The 503-nt window shown below is 56.5% G+C and carries 1 rRNA gene; it reads left to right on the forward strand.

What is annotated here, in order from left to right:
- Positions 1-503, forward strand: a 23S ribosomal RNA gene (locus ABD355_RS43915); the annotation flags it as partial.

Consider the following 503-nt stretch of genomic DNA (forward strand, 5'->3'; position numbering starts at 1 on the left):
CCGGGTGGGGTAGCCGTAGCGAAAGCGAGTCCGAACAGGGCGATCTGAGTAGCACGCTCAAGACCCGAAGCGGAGTGATCTAGCCATGGGCAGGTTGAAGCGGAGGTAAGACTTCGTGGAGGACCGAACCCACCAGGGTTGAAAACCTGGGGGATGACCTGTGGTTAGGGGTGAAAGGCCAATCAAACTCCGTGATAGCTGGTTCTCCCCGAAATGCATTTAGGTGCAGCGTCGTGTGTTTCTTGCCGGAGGTAGAGCACTGGATAGGCGATGGGCCCTACCGGGTTACTGACCTTAGCCAAACTCCGAATGCCGGTAAGTGAGAGCGCGGCAGTGAGACTGTGGGGGATAAGCTCCATGGTCGAGAGGGAAACAGCCCAGAGCATCGACTAAGGCCCCTAAGCGTACGCTAAGTGGGAAAGGATGTGGAGTCGCAGAGACAACCAGGAGGTTGGCTTAGAAGCAGCCACCCTTGAAAGAGTGCGTAATAGCTCACTGGTCTA

The sequence above is a fragment of the Streptomyces longisporus genome, assembly GCF_039532765.1.
Lineage (GTDB): Bacteria > Actinomycetota > Actinomycetes > Streptomycetales > Streptomycetaceae > Streptomyces > Streptomyces longisporus.